Below are 17,767 nucleotides of genomic sequence, written 5' to 3'. Positions count from 1 at the left end.
ATGTCCATGAGAAATCTCGTCAAAACGATCCAAGACGTCATGCGCAAGGACGTCGGCGTCGACGGTGACGCGCAGCGCCTGTCGCAGCTGGTCTGGATGTTCTTCCTCAAGATCATAGACGACCAGGACGAGGCCCTCGAGTTCACGCGGGACGACTACACCTCGCCGATCCCCGAACATCTGCAATGGCGCGCATGGGCGGCGAACCCGGAGGGCATTACCGGCGACGAGCTCCAGGACTTCGTCAACACGCAGCTGTTCCCGACCCTGAAGGAGCTTCCCGCCACCACACCACGCGCCCGCGTCGTCCGGTCCGTCTTCCAAGACGCCTACAACTACATGAAGTCCGGCCAGCTTATGCGGCAGGTGATCAACAAGATCTCCGAGGTCGACTTCAACAGCCTGTCCGAGCGTCAGCACTTCGGCGACATCTACGAACAGCTCCTGAACGACCTTCAGAACGCGGGCAATGCCGGTGAATACTACACCCCCCGCGCCGTCACCGCCTTCATGGTCCAGCAGATGGACCCCAAGCCCGGCCAGATCCTCATGGACCCGGCTTGCGGCACTGGGGGCTTTCTCACCTGCGCGATGCGCCACATGCGCGAGCACTACGTGAAGCGGCCCGGAGACGAGGCCACCATGCAGGCCTCCCTCCGCGCCGTCGAAAAGAAGCCCCTGCCGCACATGCTGTGCACGACAAACATGCTCCTTCACAACGTCGAGGAGCCGTCCTGGGTGAAGCACGACAATACGCTGGCCCGTCCGCTCATCAGCTGGACCAAGGACGAGCGCGTCGATATGATCCTCACCAACCCGCCATTCGGCGGCAAGGAAGAGGACGGGATCGAGAACAACTTCCCAGCCTTCAAGACTCGCGAAACCGCCGACCTCTTCCTGGCCCTCATCATCCGGCTGCTGAAGAAGAACGGCCGCGCCGCCGTGGTCCTGCCCGACGGCTCGCTCTTCGGCGAAGGCATCAAAACCCGCCTCAAGGAGCACTTGCTGACCGAGTGCAACCTGCACACCATCGTCCGGCTGCCGAACTCGGTCTTCAAGCCCTACGCCTCCATCGGCACCAACCTGCTGTTCTTCGAAAAGGGCTCGCCGACGGAGGAGGTCTGGTATTGGGAGCACCGCGTTCCCGACACGCAGAAGGCCTATTCCATGACCAAGCCGATCCGGCTGGAGCATCTGGATGACTGCGCCGCGTGGTGGGGCGGAGCGGAGCGCGAGGGGCGTGAGGAAAGCGACCGCGCCTGGAAGGTCTCGATCGACACGATCAAGGAGCGTGGCTTCAACCTCGATATAAAGAACCCGCACGTAGAGGCCGACGACTGGGGCGATCCCGAGACTTTGCTGAAAGATCTGACCAAGGCCGAAGCCTCGGTCGACAGCCTTCGGGCCGAGCTGAAGTCAATTCTGACCGAGGCGTTGGCCCGATGAACGCGGAACGGTTGCTGGAGGTCTACGAACAGATCAGCGAGGCGCCCGACGCCATCGCGAGGCTGCGGCGGTTCGTGCTGGGTCTGGCGATGCATGGGAAGCTGGTGGAACAGGATTCGGGAGATGAGCCCGCATCAGTTCTTCTCAACCAGATCGCGGCAGAGAAGGCGCGTCTGATAAAGTCGGGGGAGATCAGGAAGCCGCGCGAACTTACAAATGGCGAGGAGCTTGAACCGCCCTTCGAGATTCCCGTTTCCTGGCAGTGGTGTCGCTTGGATGTCATCGGTGCGATCATCGGGGGTGGAACGCCGTCAGCCGGCGACCCCAATAACTTTTCCAAGCCCGGCGAAGGTATTCCATGGCTGACCCCAGCTGACCTCGGTGGCTACCGCGATCTCTCTATTTCGCGGGGCGCGCGTGATCTTACCGAGAAGGGCCTCGCCTCGTCCTCCGCGACCATGATGCCCTCGGGGACTGTGCTGTTCACCAGTCGCGCGCCTATTGGATACGTGGCCATTGCTGCGAACCCGATCTCCACCAATCAAGGGTTCAAATCCATTGTTCCATACGTCGCGGAGTGCTCGCGCTTCATCGCACTGGCGATGCGGACTTTCGCGCCTGAAATAGACGCAAGGGCACCAGGCACTACGTTCAAGGAAGTCTCTGGCAAGATCGTCGCCGGCGTCGCCTTCCCTCTGCCACCCCTCCCCGAGCAACACCGGATCGTCGCCAAGGTCGATGAGCTCATGGCGCTCTGTGATCGGCTGGAGGAGGCCCGCAAGACCCGCGAGGAGACGCGCGACAAGCTCACCACCGCCAGTCTCGCCCGCCTGACCGCCCCCGACACCATGCCCGAGGACTTCCCCGCCCACGCCGCCTTTGCCCTCGACGCGCTCCCCGCACTCACCACACGCCCCGACCAGATCAAGACCCTCCGCCAAACCATCCTCAACCTCGCCGTTCGCGGGAAGCTGGTGGAACAGAACCCGGCGGATGAACCGGCGTCTGATCTGCTTGAAAAGGCCAAGGAGGACATTGCGGAATACGGTCAAGCTAACGGCGTTCGACCCGCAAAAGTCGATAAAATTCGGGGTTTTCCGTTTGATGTGCCTTTCGGATGGGCATGGACGCGGCTCGCCAGTATCTTCCGCGTCGTGACCGACGGCGACCACCAACCGCCGCCACGCTCAGATGCTGGAGTTGCGTTCCTAACCATTGGAAATGTTTCCGGCGGCACCCTTGAGTTCGACGGCTGTCGTCGCGTGCCGCAGGAATACTTCGACGCGCTTCCTCGATATCGCACTCCGTCGGCAGGAGACCTGCTTTACACGGTCGTCGGCGCGACCTTTGGGCGTCCAGTAGTTGTTGACGATCATGAACCATTTTGCGTCCAGCGACATATCGCGATCCTGAAGCCATCGTCAGAGATGAGCCTGCCGTTTCTCGGTCTGCTCATGGCATCGCCTTTCGTCTATTCTCAGGCAAAAGAGGCGCTTACCGGAGCTGCGCAGCCTACCCTGACATTGAGGCCTTTGCGAAACTTCATGCTTCCCATCCCGCCTCTAACTGAACAACACCGCATCGTGGCTAAGGTCGACGCCCTCATGGCCCTCTGCAACCGGCTGGCGGCCGCCCTGACCACCACCGAAACCACCCGCACCCGCCTCCTCGAAGCCCTCCTCCACGAGGCGCTGGAGCCTGAGGCAAGAGCTCTGGAAGCCGCCGAATGAGCGAGGACGTCGATTGGGCGCAGGTCGCGGCCCTGCTCGACGATCTTTACACGGCCGCCGACGGTCTTGAGCAGCTGTTCCCTGGACGAAAATTCACGCTCGACGGCCATCTCGTTGGCAGCATCGGCGAGGTCACGGCTGCCTACATGTTCGACCTCGACCTCAACCCAGCCTCGACCCTGGGCCATGATGCCAGATCCCGCTGTGGACGAAACGTGGAGATCAAGCTGACCCAGGGGCGGGGCGTCGCGATCCGGCATCAGCCCGACCATTTGCTTGTCCTGCACCGCCCCGTGGGCGGTCCCATGGCGGTGATCTACAACGGCCCAGGCGCTATCCCGTGGGACGCATCGGGCGCCATGCAGAAGAACGGCCAGCGGCCGATCTCGCTCTCTCGGCTTCGGTTGCTCTCCAAGGACGTGGCGGACCACGCACGCTTGCCGATCATGAGGGAGCCACCGGTTTAAGCGCGGGTCGAACCCGGAGGATTTTCTTGGAGGATTGCCAGCATGAGTAACGGCCTGCCCGAAGGCAAACGCATCCGCATTCGCTCGTTCTACGGGTTCAGCCCCGAGGAAGATGGATACGTGGGCTGGTCGCAGGAACAGGCTCGAGACGCCTACCTGCGCAAGCTGAACGACGGCGATCTCCTCATGATCTACGGCGCCAGCACGACGGAGACTGAGAAGGCTCAGCGCTCCTACGTTCTTGGCTTCGTTGAGATCGCGGCCACGCCCATTCGCGATACGGACAAGGCCTCTGCGGTCGGGCAGCAGATCAAGCGGGACAAAGGATGGGCCGATCGCTGGACCTATGCCATCCCGGTCAAGCGCGCCTGGCGGACCGAGGAAAAGGTGATGATCGGTCGGATCGCCATCAACTCCTATCGACCGGAAGCGGGACAGGCGCTCGCTGTCCATGGCGCAGAGCTCGATGATGCCGAAATCGCCGAGGCCTTGAAGATCAAGGTCCGTGAGGTGAACGTGTTCGGAGAGGACCCGGTCACGGACCGAGAAGCCCCTGTCATGCCCTTCGGGCAGGTCTTCAAGCCATCACGGGGTTTTCCGGGGAGCAAGGGAGAGCGCACTGCAATTTATGAGGACGGGGACACCTACCTCTATCTTGCGGTCTATGACGGCGACGGCCACGCTTTCATCGGTCGAAAGAAGTCGTTCGGCGACACCTCAGTCGCTCTGAAGATCGGCGTCTCGAACGATCCGAAACGTCGATGTGAGGAGCTGAACGCAGGCATTCCGCCAGCGGCGAAGGGTCGGTGGACCCTGCGCGTCAAGTCGCAACCGTTTCCGGACATGAAGAGCGCCGAGCACGCTGAAGCACTGTTCAAAGACCAGTCCGGTCGGCACCTCGAAAGCCTTGGGAATGAGTTCTTCTGGGGCCGCCTCGATCACGCGGAGACCCTGTGCTGGTCGCTCCCCGGGATGTCGCGTTTCCGGACAAAGTAGGCCGCAGGCTATGCCCTCGCTTCTTAGCGGGCAACCTACCAAGCGCACGGTTAGGTCTGGTCAAGAATGCTTCGCCAGCAAGGCATGTGTATAACAGTGGATGAAGCTCTATCCGTCGGCTTGGATCGTAACTGCGCGGAAACGCCGCCAAGTCGATCTTCCGACAGATCTCGCGAAGCAGGAAAGCCTGCTTCGTCATCCAGGATCGTCCGTTCCGCTGGGCCGGCCTGAACGCCGATTTCCCGTCGAAAGCGCCCAGTGGCCGGCTTTTGGTTGTTATAATGGACAAATGACCCCCAAAATGGCCAATAATTGCTGGTCGTTACAGTCGGCGCCGATCTCCTCGGGCCGGATGGCAAGGCGCGCCCGCCCGTCGATCCGCCGGTAGGCGCCGGTCTCGCCGAAGGCGGCCCCGCCGGCAAACGGCGCGTCGTCGCGTATGTCGAGCGATAGGATCTCTGTCATGTTAGTCTCTTGGCCCGAAGAGGTAGTCCCCCCAGCGGGCCGGCCTCCAGCACCGCGACCTCGCGCCCGGCGCGCGCGAGGTGCAGCGCGTCCGCACGGTCGGAGCCGCCGCCGATCACCGCGACCTCGGCCCGCTCGGGCACCGCGTCCGCACGGTCGAAGCCGCCGCGGGCGGTGCGGCGCCAAAGGGTGTCCTGAAAGGGAATGTCGGGGCTCATGGCTCTTGTCCTCGGGCTGTCCGCCGGTGGCAGCTCTGTCAGGCGACCTCGCCGGAGCGGAGGCAGGCGGCGCGGCGGCCGTCCACCTCCTCCAGCGGCGGCACCGTCTCGGCGCAGGCCGCGATGGCCCAGGGGCAGCGGGTGCGAAAGGCGCATCCAGATGGCGGATTGGCAGGGTCGGGCAATTCGCCGAGCGGCGGCGCGCCCGCGGTCACCTCGTCGAGACGCGGCACCGCGTCCATCAGCATCCGCGTGTAGGGGTGGCGCGGTCGGGCGAAGATCGCCTCGCGCGAGCCGATCTCCACGATCCGCCCCAGATACATGATCGCCACCCGGTCGGCCATGTGATCGACCACGCCGAGATCGTGGGTGATGAAGAGATAGGCGAGCCCGTATTCCTCCTGCAGGTCCTTCATCATGTTCAGGATCTGCGCCTGCACCGACACGTCGAGCGCGGAGGTCGGCTCGTCACAGATGATGACCTTCGGCCGGGTCGACAGGGCCCGCGCGATGGCCACGCGCTGGCGCTGCCCGCCAGAGAACTGGTGCGGGAACTTCTCCGCGTCCTCGGGGGCGAGACCCACCTGGCTCAGAAGCTCCGCCACCCGCGCCTGTGCCGCGTCGCGCCCGGTCTCGAGCCCGAGGACCTGCATCGGCTCCGCGATGGAGCGGCCCACCGGCCAGCGCGGGTTGAGCGACGAATAAGGGTCCTGGAACACCATCTGCACGTCCTTGCGGGCGGGCAGCGCGCGGCGGGCGATCCGCTCCATCGTCTCGCCGGAATAGCGCACGGTCCCGGCGCTCGGCGATTCCAGCCCGGCCACGCAGCGGGCCACCGTGGACTTGCCGCAGCCCGATTCGCCGACCAGCGCCATGGTCTCGCCGGGGCGCAGGCGCAGATCGACACCGTCAACCGCGCGCACCCGGCGCGCGGGCTGGCGCAGCATCCGCGCGAGCATGCCCGGCGCATCGCCGTAGGTCCGGCGGAGGCCGGCGACCTCGAGGATCGGCTCGGCTCGCTGAGCGGTCACTTCGGTCATTGCACCGCCTCCTCGTCGCATGGGTGAAAACACGCCGCCGGATGCGCGGCCGGGCCGGTCAGCTCGGGCACCGCGCGGCTGCACTGCGCTGTCGCCCGATCGCAGCGGTCGGAAAAGGCGCAGCCGTCCGGCAGCGCGCCGGGCCGCGGCATGGACCCCTGCAATTGCGGCAAACGCTCGTGCCGCTCCCCGATCCGCGGGATCGAGCGCATGAGCGCGCGTGTGTAGGGATGGCGCGGCCGGGCCAGCACATCGGCGGTGCGGCCGGTCTCCACGATGCGGCCGGCATACATCACCGCGACGCGGTCGGTGGCCTGAGCGATCACGCCCATGTCGTGGGTCACCAGCGCCGCGGCCAGCCGCTTTTCGTGGCAGAGCCGCTTGAACAGGGCAATGATCTGCGCCTGGATCGACACGTCGAGGGCGGTCGTCGGCTCGTCCGCGAACAGGACTTCGGGCTCGCCGGCCAGCGCGAGCGCGATGACCACGCGCTGCCTCATGCCGCCGGAATATTCGTGCGGATATTGGTCGAGCCTGTCCTCGGCCGCTGGAATGCCGACCTGGTGCAGCAGCTCGCGCGCCCGGTCGCGGGCCGCCGCGCCGCGCAGCGCCGTGTGCCGCCGGATCGTCTCCACGAGTTGATCGCCGACGGTGAAGACGGGATTGAGCGCGGTCAGCGGGTCCTGGAAGATCATCGCGATGCGCCGGCCCCGTATGTCGGCCATGCGCCGGTCGCCCAGCCCGTCGATCCGCGTCTCTCCGAGGCGAACCTCGCCCGCCCGCCGGACAAGCGGCTCGCGCAGAAGGCCGGTCACCGCGTTACCCGACATGGATTTGCCGGCCCCCGATTCGCCCACGATGCCGAGGATCTCTCCGGCGCGAAGGTCGAAGGACACGTCCGAGACGATGGGCAGCCAGCCGCCCGGCACTCTCAGATCCACCTGCAACCCGCGCACCGACAGGATCGGTGGGCCGTCGCTATCCTCTTGATGTGTCAGGGGCTTGAGCTCTGTCATCCGGGGCTTTCCCTGTTGCTTCATCCGGCACGGGCACGGCCGGCATGCCTCCGACCGTGCCCCTACGGTGTCGCAAAGTAAATAGATTTTGATCAAACGATTTTATGTGCAATGATCGAGAAAACCAACAGGAGGCCCGGAATGACAAGATTTGCCAGAACGCCGCTTATCGGCGCCGCGATTGCCGCCATGCTGCCGGTCGCGGCCGCGGCGGAGACCCTGCAATACGCCGGCACGACCGCCCCGCTGACCTTCGATCCGCACAGCACCAACGACTACGTCACCACCGCCATCGCCCGGCAGACCTACGAGAGCCTTGTTGAACTGGGCCCGGACTCGGAGCTGATCCCGGGCCTTGCAACCGAATGGGAATATGTCGGGGACGCCACCTGGCGGCTGTCCCTGCGCGAGGGCGTGAGCTTTCACGACGGCACCCCGATGACCGCGGAAGACGTGGCCTTCTCGGTGATGCGGCAGGCCACATCGGCGCGCTACGCCTCCCTTTTCGGGCAGATCGTGGAAGCGCGCGTCGTCGACGAGTCGACCGTCGAGATCGTGACCGAAGCCCCCGATGCGGTCATGCCGGTCAAGCTCTCGCGCCTGTTCGTGATGTCCAAGGCCTGGGCCGAGGAGAACGGCATCGCGGAGGTGCCGCAGCTCGGCACCGACAGTACCGAAGCCTGCGGCACGCCAACGGCACCGGCGCGATGCGGCTCGAACAGCAGATCCCGGGCGAAAAGACCGTCTTCGAACGCAACGAGGATTGGTGGGGCGAGTTCACCGGCAACGTGACCCGCGCCGAATACACCGCCATCGGATCGGCGCCGACGCGGCTTGCCGCGCTCCTGTCGGGCGAGGTCGACCTGATCACCGATCTGCCCCTGCAGGACATCCAGCGGGTCGAGGCGGCAGACGGCTTTCGCGTCGTGTCGGGCCCGCTGCGCCTGTTCATGGAACTTGAGATGGACGGCACCCGCGACGTGGCGCTGGCGACCTACGACAAGGCCGGCAACCCGCTGGATTCCAATCCGTTCAAGGATCTTCGCGTGCGCCAGGCCATCGCGCTTGCCATCGACAACGAGGCGATCGTCGAACGGGTGATGCGCGGGCAGGCCAATGCCCTGACGATGCCCTCCGCGCCCGGCTTCTACGGCTATCCCGCCGACATGGAAAAGAGCCCCGAGGTCGACTACGACCGCGCGAAGGAGCTTCTGGCCGAGGCCGGCTATCCCGACGGGTTCGCCACCACGCTCAACTGCCCGCTTGAACGCTACGTCAACGCCGAAGAGATCTGCCGCGCCTCCGCGTCTCTTCTGGCGCGGATCGGGATCGACGTGACCGTGAACGCGATGGTCTGGCCCGAATTTGCCAAGATGCTGGTGAACGGGCCCGACAGCTCCTTCCACCTGATCGGCGCGGCCGGCAATTCGGGCGACGTGCAGGACACCTTCGCTGCCGTCCTGCACACGCGCGAGGAGGACAGCGGCCTCGGCGGCCAGAACTGGGCGCTCTGGTCCAGCCCGGAATTCGACGCCGTATTCGAGGAACTGGTGTCGACCTTCGAACCCGAAGAGCGTGACGCGCTCTACCGCGAAGGCCTGCAGATCGCGCGGGATCAGCAGCACGCGGTCTACCTGCACCAGCCCTACATCACCTGGGCGGTGGCCGACCGCGTCGAGGCCGACGTGCGGGCCGACAGCGCCGTGGTCCTGCACGCCGTGACCGTCGACGAATGATCGGGCGCGGCGGGGCGGCGTGATCCTGAGGGGGTCGCGCCGCCCCGCCGCACGCCTTCCTTCACAAGCCGGGGATCCGCGGCCATGACCATGCTCTACTTTCTTCGCCGGCTCGGGCAGGCCTTTCTGGTGGTCTTCATCGTCAGCCTGATCGCCTTCCAGCTCGGCACGCTGATCGGCGATCCGGTGACGGCTGTCCTCGGGCTCGACGCCACCAGCGCCGCACGGGCGGACCTGCGCGAGGCGCTCAGGCTCGACGATCCCTATGTGGTCCGCTACGCCCGTTTCGTCGCGGACGCCGTCCAGGGCGATTTCGGCATGTCCTACCGGGCGCAGCGCCCCGTCGCCGACGTCATCGCGGAGCGCATTCCCGCAACCGCGGAACTGGCCATCACGGCGCTGATCGTCTCTCTCGGGATCGGCATCCCGCTTGGCGTCGTCGCGGCGATCTGGCGCGAAAGCTGGTGGGCCAGCCTGCTGATGACGGGCTCCATCGTCGGCGTGTCGCTGCCCACCTTCGTCGTCGGGATCCTGATGATCTTCGCGTTCTCGGTCACGCTCGGTTGGCTGCCCTCCTACGGGCGCGGCGCCACGGTGTCCGTCGGCGGGTGGGAGACGGGGCTCCTGACTGCCTCGGGCCTGACCGCGCTGATCATGCCGGCTGTGTCGCTGGCCGTGAGCCAGGTCGCGCTGGTGGCGCGGCTCGTCCGGGCAGAGATGCTCGAGGTGCTGCGCATGGATTTCATCCGCTTTGCCCGCGCCCGCGGCCTGCGCGACCGCGTCGTGCATTTCCGCCACGCGCTGCGCAACACGCTGCTGCCGATCATCACCGTCAGCGGCATCCAGATCGGCTATCTCGTCGCCTTCGCAGTGGTCGTGGAACAGGTGTTCCAGTGGCCCGGCCTCGGCACGATGTTCCTCTCTGCCCTGACCGAATCCGACATCCCGGTGATCACCGCCTTCCTGGTGCTGATCGCCTGCCTCTTTGCCACCATCAACCTGGTGGTCGACCTGCTTTATGCGCTGGCCGACCCCCGGGTGCGCCTGTCGCGAGGATAAGCCATGCCAGCCGCGAGCGCCCTGCGCGACCACGCCCGAGCGATGAGCCTGAAACCGGCCGTGATGGCGGCCACCGCGATCCTGCTGATCCTGGTCGGCGTCGCGGCGCTGGCACCCTGGATCGTGCCGCACGATCCCTACGATCTGGCGTCGCTCGACCTCTTCGACAGCCACCTGCCGCCAGCCTGGATGCCCGGCGGCGACGCGCGCTATCTTTTCGGCACCGACAGCCAGGGCGCGGATCTTCTGTCGCTCCTGATGCTGGGGCTGCGCACCTCTCTCAAAGTCGGAGTGCTCGCGGTCGCGGTCTCGGTCTCGATCGGCCTTCTGGCCGGGCTTGTCAGCGGCTATTTCCGCGGCTGGACCGAAACGATCATCATGCGTGCCGCCGACATCCAGTTCACCTTTCCGGCGATGCTGCTGGCGCTTCTGATCGGCGGGCTCGCGCGATCCATGCTGCCGGTCGGCCAGCAGGAAAGCGCCGCGATCTACATCGTGGTGCTCGCCCTCGGGATCTCGCACTGGCCGCATTTCGCGCGCCTCGTGCGCGCCGCCGTGATCACCGAGGCGAGCAAGAACTACGTCATGGCCGCCCGCCTTGCCGGTCGCAGCCATTCCGGCATCCTCTTTCGGCACGTGATGCCCAATTCGCTCAATCCCGTCTTCGTGCTGGCGACCATGGACATCGCCTTCGCGATCATGACCGAGGCGACGCTGTCCTTCCTCGGCTTCGGCATGCCGACGAGCCAGCCGTCCCTCGGCACGCTGATCAAGATCGGTTACGGCTATCTGTTCTCGGGCGAATGGTGGGTGGTGGTGTTTCCCTCGCTCACCCTGATCGTGCTTCTGGTCAGCGTGAATGTCTTCGGCGACTGGCTTCGCGACCGGCTGGACCCGAAGCTGCGCTAGGACGGTCGGACCCCGGATCGGGCGCGCCGCTGCGGTTCGTCACCCCACCGGGATCTGCCCCGGCGATCGGCGATTGCTCTTCTCGACCGGGCCCTTCTGGAAGGGGGGAGGATGAACCGCAGCCCGGGCGCCCGGCGGTTCGCGACCCGCGGCGGCGGCGTTGTACCCCTCGCGCCCGCCGATGAGCGAGAGGCCCAGATACATCTCGTCGATCAAGCTGAGGAACCCCGCCTCGCGGTCGATGTGCATGCGGTAGGTCCGCGACCCCGCCACTAGCGCAACCGCGCCCCGCCCCGGCCCGCGAGCCGTCAGACCAGCAGGCCCGCCATGCGTCGGCGTTGATCATCCCGCGGAGCTCCACGAGCCCGGCCCGGATCGAGGAATAGTTGACCTGGCCGAGGTCCCCTGACCGCAGTTCGTAGGGCACGCGGAACCCGGCCGAGATCGTGTGTAGGCTCGCCCGCTTGTGTTCGCCGTGGCGTTGTTGCAGAACTCTGCCCGATGAGGATTAACAGCACGAATTCAAGAGGTTAGGAGAAGGCTATGCCGAAGCCCTCACCTACCCGCTACCGCACGACGAACTGATCGGACGATAGCGCCGCTCTGCGCAAGCGCGGCTCGCTGCTGATCTGGCTGGGCAAGGACATGACGTGGCTAGCGCCGCGTGAGGGGCGACTTGGTCGGCCGCCCGTCCTCTCTGACGCGGCGAACCAATTCTGCCTGTCGATCAAGGTGCTCTTCCGGCTCCCCTTGCGGAAGGCCGGGCTCGACTGGCCCGTGCCTGATGCTTCGACGCTCTGCCGTCGGCAGGTTCAGCGGAAGTCAGAAATGTTCGCTGATCGAACCAAAGGCGTAACAATATGCTGCGCAGCTGATCCAATGTCCGCTTGGGGAAGCTGCAGTGCGGCGGCGTGAGCTTGCGCGAACGGCAGCTCCGAGCCGCGAGCGACGGCGCGCGAGGAACGACCAGGGGTTTGCCCTCGCTGCGCCGCCGCATGACCGCTTAAAGCCCAAAGTGATCGCGCCGATCTTTTAGTGATCGCCATTGAAGCATGGTCGCGCCGGTAGCTCCCGGCCCGAAGCCCTATAGTAATCAATGGAACTCCTTATCATCACGAGTAAGGAAATCCGTATCTTGTGTCGACGCGCGTAGATCAGTCCAATCTTGAGGCGGTCGATCGGATGCGGACAATAGCTCAACCAATATCAGTAAGGTGCATGCGTTTGCCCATTTTTATGTCGTTATTCCCGTCGGCGGCAGGAGCAGTCCATACCGAGGCGAGCGACATGGCCGTCTAGTTCGATATGTTGATGTCGCCGAGGGGCCAAGTCAAAGGCGTCGCCAAAGACGAAATCGCGCGCCATACTTTTGGTGGGCCGTTAAGCCATTGGCTAACCGATACATTCAGTCCGGGACGAATAGTCGTTCGCCGCAGTGGAGCAGGATTCAGACGTTTTCTTGTAGTAGAGCATTCAAACTCTACGCTTATCAAGCACCCTCATCGCTTGAACTTCGCAAGCACTGTCGCGGATCAAACAAGGCCCGGCTTTCCCAAAGCAGGAGAGCTCTAACCAACACTAATATGCTTCTAAAAATTCAAGGAATTACCGAGATGAAATACGTATTGTCATTGGCGTTTACCGCTGGCCTGACGCTGAGCAGCGCGGCCCAAGCAGATGAAATTTCCGACACGCTTCAGTCCGCATTGGACGCTTACGCAGAAGGTGACGTCGCATACGCGTTGGAAGAGCTTGATTTCGCAAAGCAGAGGATGACAAGTTTGCAGGCGAGTTCTTTCGAGGAATTCCTGCCAAGCCCGCTCGAGGGTTGGACGCGCGAGATGGATAATGAATTGCAGACCGGACTGGCATTCATGGGAGGCGGCATCGCGGCCGGCGCAAATTACACCGCACCGGATAACGCGCAGTCTTACAAGGTCACGATCATGGCCGACAACGCTATTGTCGCATCAATGGGAACCATGGCCGCAAATGCAGCTCAAATGGGAATGAGAGTTGAACGGATCGGGCGCCAGCGCATCGCGCTGGGTGACGATCAGGCTTTGGCCTTCATCAACAATCGTGTCCTGATCACAATCGACGGTAAAGATCAGGATCTCATGATGACCGTGATGGAACAGATCGATTTTTCCGGTCTCTCGGATTTTGGTAGCTAGGTGAGCGATTCCGATTGTTCGACCCCGTGGTTCCACGTAGCGATCTCTTTTTAAGTCTGAAAAGAAGCCGTATGAACTCGATGCGAAACGCCTCTAGCTGGCCGCTCTCGAACACACCGTTTGCGTCGTTCACCATCGCGAGTCTCGAAGTGGGCTTTAGGCCGGACTAGGACGGCCAGTTTCCCAATATGTGGAGGATGCGTGCTCGACCCTCTTGAAGGTCAGATAAGGCCGGTACGCACCGCCAGCGCGACCGCATGATCTCGCGTTTTCGCATTGAGCTTATGTCTCGCACTTCGGAGGTGCTTCTCGACCGTGACCTCAGCGATCCCGAGGCGGTGCGCCACATTGGTTGCGCGCAATCCGTCCGCGAAGAGTGCGAGACAGTCACGCTCGCGATCCGTCAATGCAACGGAAATCGGCGCAGTTTGGGACAGGCCAGCATAAACGACCTGACACCAGGCTCGCCAATCGACTTCGAACTCTCTGCGCAGATCGGCAAATTCACGGGGATCATGAGACGTCATCAGGTTCCAGCCGACACCGGCCCCCAAGGAGCCCGGGCAGATCGTTACCGACATCCCGGTCCGGATATCGAGCGATGCGCTGCCACGCGCAACCTCGTCGCGTGCCCCGTCCGTCAGAGCGGGGTGAGCCTCGAGATGGGCGATCCCGGTCAGAACCGGCGCGATCCGTGACAGACAGTTGATTGGGAATGGATCGCGCCCCGAGACGACCGCGTCGGCATAGTCGTCCGTCCAGGTTTCCTCGGCATTGCTGAGGATGAGCGGAGAGCCGCGGCGGGAAAGATCAAGGAACACGACCTTCGACAGCCCCAGATCCGGCAGGAGACGCATCGCGCTGCTCCAGACCTCTTGCGGCGTATCGGCCGTGGTCAGTTGATCGGTCATGGAGCGAAAACGTAAAATCGGGTCCCCCACGTCGAACAGCGTAAGGATCTCCTTACCTTGCGACCAATACCCGCGTTGGCGACCTTGACCTACTGATTTTTCCGAGGGGCTCTCAAGCCGGGGTCCCGTTCGAAGTGGAGCCCGACCAATCATGCGCATATTTCCGACACTCGCACTCTCTGCCTTGGCGACTGGCAGCGCCATCGCGCAGGACGCGCCGGGCGACATGATGGTCGTTTTCGACATGTCCGGATCCATGTGGGGCCAGGTCGAAGGCGTCGCCAAGGTCGAGATCGCGCGCGACGCCTTCGGCGGATTGCTGGACGACTGGCGTGCGGCGGACATGCGCACGGGGCTGATTGCCTATGGGCACCGGCGGAAGGGCGACTGCGGGGATATCGAACTGCTCGCTCAGCCTGATGAGCAAGCCGACATCGATGCGCTCGTCGCGGGTTTGCAGCCACGCGGAAAGACACCGCTGTCGGACGCGGTGCGTCAAGCCGCAGAGGTGCTGAAATTTACCGAAGAGGCGGCGACAGTGGTGCTGTTGTCCGACGGGGTCGAGACATGCTCGGCCGATCCCTGCGCTCTGGGGGCCGAGCTGGAATCCCTGGGCCTCGATTTCACCGCGCATGTCATTGGCTTCGACATCGCCGAAGCTGACCGCCCACAGCTGCAATGCCTCGCAAACGCGACGGGAGGGCAGTATTTCGATGCCGAGGATGCGGGCGAGCTTGCCCAGGCAATGCGCAACGTTGCTCTGGAAACCACGGCACAAGTGGCGGAGCCGGCTCCCACAGCCCCCGATACGACGGAGGTCCTGATCCGCGTGCTGCCGCCCGAGCTGATGAGGCTGCCTGCTGAAATCGAGGTCTTCAACGGCGAAACATCGATTGGAACTCTGACGAACAAGACCGCCTCGGTGCCGGGCCTGACGGTGGACTTGCCGCTCGGGACGGCGGACCTGCGCGTTCAGGCGCAGGGAATGTCCGGGACCTTTCCGACCGAGATCGTGGCAGACATGGGGGTTATCGGGCTAAGGCTCGAAGCGAATGCGGACACCTACGTTCTCTGGCGTGACCGCGCTCTTCCTTTGAACGGGGACCACACGGTCCTGATCGCGAACACGACGGGTGTGGACCGAACCACCCACTACCGCGTGTACCTACATGCCCTCGGCGCGCCGGAGCCTCTCGAAGTATCCGCAGGCGGCAGTCTCATCGGTCCGCAGGCCGGGATTTACCATCGCGTCAGCATTCCCTCACCGACCGAGCCGGGCGACTACGAAATCGTGCCCACCGGAGCCGATGGAACCGAATATGCAAGGATTCCGATCCCCTTTGCGGACCCGATCGTACCGGCATGGCTCGGCCCGCGGGTGGCGGAACCGGGTGCCACGATCCCCGCACGATGGGCCGGGGATGCCAACCGCTCGACGGTGTTTCAATTCGAGAAGGATGGCCAACGCGTCAGCCGCGTGGTTGTCGAGACGATCGCCGAGGAAGACGGGTTCCAACTGCCGGTGCCGCCGGAGCCTGGACTCTACGACCTTTCGTTGTTGTGGCGGACGGTAGACAACGAACAGCTCTCCGCGCCCCTGGGTCAGATCGCCGTCGGCGTGCCGCTTCCCGACGATGAGGCCGCCCTTGCTCAGGACGCCAACGTCGACACTGACGGCCTGGCGCAGGAAGCCGAAGCCATGGGCGGCGAGGAAGGCCCGCTGGAGGATGTCGGTCCGCTGCACGGCGACTGGAACCTCATCTTCATGAACGATCAGCGGACCATCTCGATGCTGCGTGGTCAGGTCAGCCAAGCCATCAGTGAGGATCTGGGAAGTGGCGGTCTGGTGATCGACGCGCATCCCGGGTGGGGATTCGGGCCGACCGGCAGCTTCGGGACCATGGCCGTCGAAGAACTGGACGGTGCGCCGTTGCTCCTGACGCTGGTGACAGAAACGGGAACACATGTTGCGGACATGGAGCGCGACGGCTCATCCTACCGTGGAACGATGGCTCTGCCGGATACGGAGCCGCGAGACTTCGTGCTGGTCCGCCCCAAGGATCTGCAAGCCGCCGAAAGCGCCATGGATGCGATGCCGGTCGATCATCAGATCGTCACGCGCGACGAGCGAGGCGAGCGCGTTGACACCGCACTCACCTGGACGATCCAGGGGGCCGACATGGAAAGCCCCGAGACGTTCAACACAGAGAACTACAGTCTGGAAGACACCGGCCGAGCCCCAGGCTCCTACCGCGTTACAGCCCAGACAAGCGACCTGGAGGGCGTGACGAACATCACCATCGGCCGAGGCAAGCAGCGGGCCAACCTGATCGTCCTGCGCCCAAAGGGTGAAGGTTCGGACCTGCCGCTCGACGTGCAGTTCTTCTGCTCGGAGGGCGAAGATTGCGACATGACGATGGCTGATGTGCCCATCGACTTCACACTGCCCGTCGGCTGGGGGGCCGAGCGCCCGCTACCGGTCGAGCGGGGCATCGCGACATTCAACATGGTGACGATGACCGATGACGGGCCGTTCTATGCCACCCTCAACCAACCCCAACGCAGCACCGATCTGGGTCCCTGCGAAGAGCTGATGGCCGGCACATTCTGCTGGGACACCACAAGCGATCCCGACCTTATGGCCGACATCGACATGCTGCGCACCGCGCTGTCCTTCAAGGCCGCCGGGCGAATGTTGATCGGGAGCGAGGTGGACGAAATGATCCAGAAACTGACCGGAGACGCCGAATGAAGTCGCTCATCCTCGCGCTTGTCGTGCTGGCCGCGCCCGCAACAGCTGAAAACGTCAAGATCTTCGTTGTCCAGAAGGACGGCGGCGTCATCGTGAAGCCCGGAAACGGCGATGTGCGGGAAGCCGCCCTGATCCTGGGCGACAAGAACCCGCCCCCTGGTGCCACCGGCATCGTGATCGAGCGGAGCAAACCGGCCAGGTGGACCGATCTGTCGGACGAGGACGTTCACCGAAAATACGGCGGCGTTGGTGATCCGGTGACCGAGCTTTTTCCAGAAGAAGATACGCCGACAGAGCCGATCGAGGTCTTCCCGGAGGCGCAGGACAGTAGCCCGGGCATCGCGCCACGCGCGGGAAACTGGATCGGCAAGGTCGTCTTGCAGGAGGTTTCGGCCGATTGTCCGGCAGGGATCGCCGAAGGCGTCGCCGGGCCCCTCGCGGCCCTCGACGGATCGCCGGTGCCCGGCACCATCGACGCGTCGTTCAGCCCCGAGAAAATCTACCCGTCTCTCAGCTGGACCAGGGAGAGTGCGAATTCCTGGCGCAGCACGACCGAGATGGGCCAGGGACCGGCGCTCATCACCGTGCAATTCGCGATTCAAATCATGTCGCCGGAGCGGATCTCGAGCAAACAGCTTGCATCCATCGGTGGATCACTGTTCGGCGACTGCAAATCCCGCATGGAAGTCGATTTGCTCTGGCAGGAATGACGCGTGGCTCCGTACGTCTGATTGACCGGCAGGCCATGATCTTTCATGTCCTCATCCTATCCGAGCCTCTTGCCCGGACCGACGTCCGCTCATCGAGTTCGCAAGAGCGGTAAACGGAGGCAATCCGACGACGAC

The 17,767-nt window shown here is 64.1% G+C and carries 17 protein-coding genes and 2 pseudogenes; 12 read left to right on the top strand and 7 right to left on the bottom strand.

Going from position 1 to position 17,767, the window contains the following annotated elements:
• Window positions 1-6: 6 nt before the first annotated feature.
• Genes RM543_RS10330 through RM543_RS10315 form a run of 4 tightly spaced genes read left to right on the top strand, consistent with a single transcriptional unit; the run spans window position 7 to window position 4,639 of the window.
• Window positions 7-1,446 carry an N-6 DNA methylase gene (locus tag RM543_RS10330; RefSeq protein WP_311691217.1) on the top strand — a complete coding sequence of 480 codons (1,440 nt, stop codon included), beginning with the start codon at window positions 7-9 and terminating at the stop codon, window positions 1,444-1,446.
• The gene (locus RM543_RS10325; RefSeq protein WP_311691215.1) at window positions 1,443-3,176 is read left to right on the top strand and encodes a restriction endonuclease subunit S; all 1,734 of its coding nucleotides are present in this window, start codon (window positions 1,443-1,445) and stop codon (window positions 3,174-3,176) included. Before RM543_RS10330 ends, RM543_RS10325 begins: the two co-directional genes overlap by 4 nt.
• Window positions 3,173-3,643: a DUF6998 domain-containing protein gene (locus tag RM543_RS10320; protein WP_311691213.1), complete on the top strand. Its 471-nt coding sequence runs from the start codon at window positions 3,173-3,175 to the stop codon at window positions 3,641-3,643. Before RM543_RS10325 ends, RM543_RS10320 begins: the two co-directional genes overlap by 4 nt.
• A 42-nt stretch (window positions 3,644-3,685) precedes the next feature.
• On the top strand, window positions 3,686-4,639 hold the full coding sequence (locus RM543_RS10315) for a GIY-YIG nuclease family protein (protein ID WP_311691211.1): 954 nt from the start codon (window positions 3,686-3,688) through the stop codon (window positions 4,637-4,639).
• Between the two features lie 276 nt (window positions 4,640-4,915).
• Here the strand turns inward: RM543_RS10315 and RM543_RS10310 are convergent, their stop codons facing one another.
• The 4 genes from RM543_RS10310 to RM543_RS10295 are packed head-to-tail and all read right to left on the bottom strand — an operon-like array spanning window position 4,916 to window position 7,378.
• Complete coding sequence (locus tag RM543_RS10310; RefSeq protein WP_311691209.1) at window positions 4,916-5,104, bottom strand: hypothetical protein; 189 nt, start codon at window positions 5,102-5,104, stop codon at window positions 4,916-4,918.
• Window positions 5,101-5,322, bottom strand: a complete 222-nt coding sequence (locus RM543_RS10305) for a hypothetical protein (RefSeq protein WP_311691207.1) — start codon at window positions 5,320-5,322, stop codon at window positions 5,101-5,103. Before RM543_RS10305 ends, RM543_RS10310 begins: the two co-directional genes overlap by 4 nt.
• Before the next feature lie 38 nt (window positions 5,323-5,360).
• Entirely contained in the window at window positions 5,361-6,362 is a 1,002-nt protein-coding gene (locus RM543_RS10300) for an ABC transporter ATP-binding protein (protein ID WP_311691205.1), read from the bottom strand.
• Window positions 6,359-7,378 (bottom strand): ABC transporter ATP-binding protein, encoded by a 1,020-nt coding sequence (locus RM543_RS10295; protein WP_311691203.1) that lies wholly within the window; start codon window positions 7,376-7,378, stop codon window positions 6,359-6,361. The genes RM543_RS10300 and RM543_RS10295 overlap by 4 nt, the downstream gene beginning before the upstream one ends.
• A 141-nt stretch (window positions 7,379-7,519) precedes the next feature.
• On the opposite strand from RM543_RS10295, the gene RM543_RS10290 reads away from it, so the two are divergent.
• The 4 genes from RM543_RS10290 (at window position 7,520) to RM543_RS10275 (ending at window position 11,082) form a co-directional block, all read left to right on the top strand.
• On the top strand, window positions 7,520-8,170 hold the full coding sequence (locus tag RM543_RS10290) for an ABC transporter substrate-binding protein (RefSeq protein WP_311691201.1): 651 nt from the start codon (window positions 7,520-7,522) through the stop codon (window positions 8,168-8,170).
• Entirely contained in the window at window positions 8,086-9,114 is a 1,029-nt protein-coding gene (locus RM543_RS10285; RefSeq protein WP_311691199.1) for an ABC transporter substrate-binding protein, read from the top strand. Before RM543_RS10290 ends, RM543_RS10285 begins: the two co-directional genes overlap by 85 nt.
• A gap of 90 nt (window positions 9,115-9,204) precedes the next feature.
• The gene (locus tag RM543_RS10280) at window positions 9,205-10,173 is read left to right on the top strand and encodes an ABC transporter permease (RefSeq protein ID WP_311691377.1); all 969 of its coding nucleotides are present in this window, start codon (window positions 9,205-9,207) and stop codon (window positions 10,171-10,173) included.
• Window positions 10,174-10,176: 3 nt separating this feature from the next.
• Window positions 10,177-11,082 carry an ABC transporter permease gene (locus RM543_RS10275; RefSeq protein ID WP_311691197.1) on the top strand — a complete coding sequence of 302 codons (906 nt, stop codon included), beginning with the start codon at window positions 10,177-10,179 and terminating at the stop codon, window positions 11,080-11,082.
• 39 nt (window positions 11,083-11,121) lie between these two features.
• Here RM543_RS10275 and RM543_RS10270 read toward each other — a convergent pair whose 3' ends face one another.
• Together RM543_RS10270 and RM543_RS10265 are read right to left on the bottom strand one after the other, a co-directional pair.
• Window positions 11,122-11,331 (bottom strand): hypothetical protein, encoded by a 210-nt coding sequence (locus tag RM543_RS10270; protein WP_311691195.1) that lies wholly within the window; start codon window positions 11,329-11,331, stop codon window positions 11,122-11,124.
• Window positions 11,332-11,431: 100 nt separating this feature from the next.
• A pseudogene (locus RM543_RS10265) lies at window positions 11,432-11,572 on the bottom strand (phage portal protein); the annotation flags it as partial.
• Between the two features lie 113 nt (window positions 11,573-11,685).
• Between RM543_RS10265 and RM543_RS10260 the strand changes: the two are divergent.
• Window positions 11,686-11,898, top strand: a pseudogene (locus RM543_RS10260) (transposase); the annotation flags it as partial.
• 797 nt (window positions 11,899-12,695) lie between these two features.
• Window positions 12,696-13,259 carry a hypothetical protein gene (locus tag RM543_RS10255; protein WP_311691193.1) on the top strand — a complete coding sequence of 188 codons (564 nt, stop codon included), beginning with the start codon at window positions 12,696-12,698 and terminating at the stop codon, window positions 13,257-13,259.
• 221 nt (window positions 13,260-13,480) lie between these two features.
• Here the strand turns inward: RM543_RS10255 and RM543_RS10250 are convergent, their stop codons facing one another.
• The gene (locus tag RM543_RS10250; protein WP_311691191.1) at window positions 13,481-14,170 is read right to left on the bottom strand and encodes a helix-turn-helix transcriptional regulator; all 690 of its coding nucleotides are present in this window, start codon (window positions 14,168-14,170) and stop codon (window positions 13,481-13,483) included.
• Window positions 14,171-14,354: 184 nt separating this feature from the next.
• Between RM543_RS10250 and RM543_RS10245 the strand changes: the two genes are divergently transcribed.
• Together RM543_RS10245 and RM543_RS10240 are read left to right on the top strand one after the other, a co-directional pair.
• Window positions 14,355-16,922: a vWA domain-containing protein gene (locus RM543_RS10245; protein WP_311691189.1), complete on the top strand. Its 2,568-nt coding sequence runs from the start codon at window positions 14,355-14,357 to the stop codon at window positions 16,920-16,922.
• Window positions 16,919-17,632 (top strand): hypothetical protein, encoded by a 714-nt coding sequence (locus RM543_RS10240; RefSeq protein WP_311691187.1) that lies wholly within the window; start codon window positions 16,919-16,921, stop codon window positions 17,630-17,632. The genes RM543_RS10245 and RM543_RS10240 overlap by 4 nt, the downstream gene beginning before the upstream one ends.
• Window positions 17,633-17,767 lie beyond the last annotated feature (135 nt).

The organism is Tropicimonas omnivorans, assembly GCF_031846565.1.
GTDB lineage: Bacteria > Pseudomonadota > Alphaproteobacteria > Rhodobacterales > Rhodobacteraceae > Tropicimonas_B > Tropicimonas_B omnivorans.
The sequence above is the reverse complement of the archived record's forward strand: the minus strand, read 5'-3'. Positions and strand labels throughout refer to the sequence as shown.

What these genes read in the sequence shown, in the direction of transcription:
- RM543_RS10240 (WP_311691187.1), top strand. Translation starts at nt 16,919, where the DNA reads ATGAAGTCGCTCATCCTCGCGCTTGTCGTGCTGGCCGCGCCCGCAACA.
- RM543_RS10300 (WP_311691205.1), bottom strand. Translation starts at nt 6,362, where the DNA reads ATGACCGAAGTGACCGCTCAGCGAGCCGAGCCGATCCTCGAGGTCGCC.
- RM543_RS10285 (WP_311691199.1), top strand. Translation starts at nt 8,086, where the DNA reads ATGCGGCTCGAACAGCAGATCCCGGGCGAAAAGACCGTCTTCGAACGC.
- RM543_RS10325 (WP_311691215.1), top strand. Translation starts at nt 1,443, where the DNA reads ATGAACGCGGAACGGTTGCTGGAGGTCTACGAACAGATCAGCGAGGCG.
- RM543_RS10290 (WP_311691201.1), top strand. Translation starts at nt 7,520, where the DNA reads ATGACAAGATTTGCCAGAACGCCGCTTATCGGCGCCGCGATTGCCGCC.
- RM543_RS10305 (WP_311691207.1), bottom strand. Translation starts at nt 5,322, where the DNA reads ATGAGCCCCGACATTCCCTTTCAGGACACCCTTTGGCGCCGCACCGCC.
- RM543_RS10330 (WP_311691217.1), top strand. Translation starts at nt 7, where the DNA reads ATGAGAAATCTCGTCAAAACGATCCAAGACGTCATGCGCAAGGACGTC.
- RM543_RS10270 (WP_311691195.1), bottom strand. Translation starts at nt 11,331, where the DNA reads ATGCACATCGACCGCGAGGCGGGGTTCCTCAGCTTGATCGACGAGATG.
- RM543_RS10315 (WP_311691211.1), top strand. Translation starts at nt 3,686, where the DNA reads ATGAGTAACGGCCTGCCCGAAGGCAAACGCATCCGCATTCGCTCGTTC.
- RM543_RS10280 (WP_311691377.1), top strand. Translation starts at nt 9,205, where the DNA reads ATGCTCTACTTTCTTCGCCGGCTCGGGCAGGCCTTTCTGGTGGTCTTC.
- RM543_RS10255 (WP_311691193.1), top strand. Translation starts at nt 12,696, where the DNA reads ATGAAATACGTATTGTCATTGGCGTTTACCGCTGGCCTGACGCTGAGC.
- RM543_RS10295 (WP_311691203.1), bottom strand. Translation starts at nt 7,378, where the DNA reads ATGACAGAGCTCAAGCCCCTGACACATCAAGAGGATAGCGACGGCCCA.
- RM543_RS10320 (WP_311691213.1), top strand. Translation starts at nt 3,173, where the DNA reads ATGAGCGAGGACGTCGATTGGGCGCAGGTCGCGGCCCTGCTCGACGAT.
- RM543_RS10250 (WP_311691191.1), bottom strand. Translation starts at nt 14,170, where the DNA reads ATGACCGATCAACTGACCACGGCCGATACGCCGCAAGAGGTCTGGAGC.
- RM543_RS10310 (WP_311691209.1), bottom strand. Translation starts at nt 5,104, where the DNA reads ATGACAGAGATCCTATCGCTCGACATACGCGACGACGCGCCGTTTGCC.
- RM543_RS10275 (WP_311691197.1), top strand. Translation starts at nt 10,177, where the DNA reads ATGCCAGCCGCGAGCGCCCTGCGCGACCACGCCCGAGCGATGAGCCTG.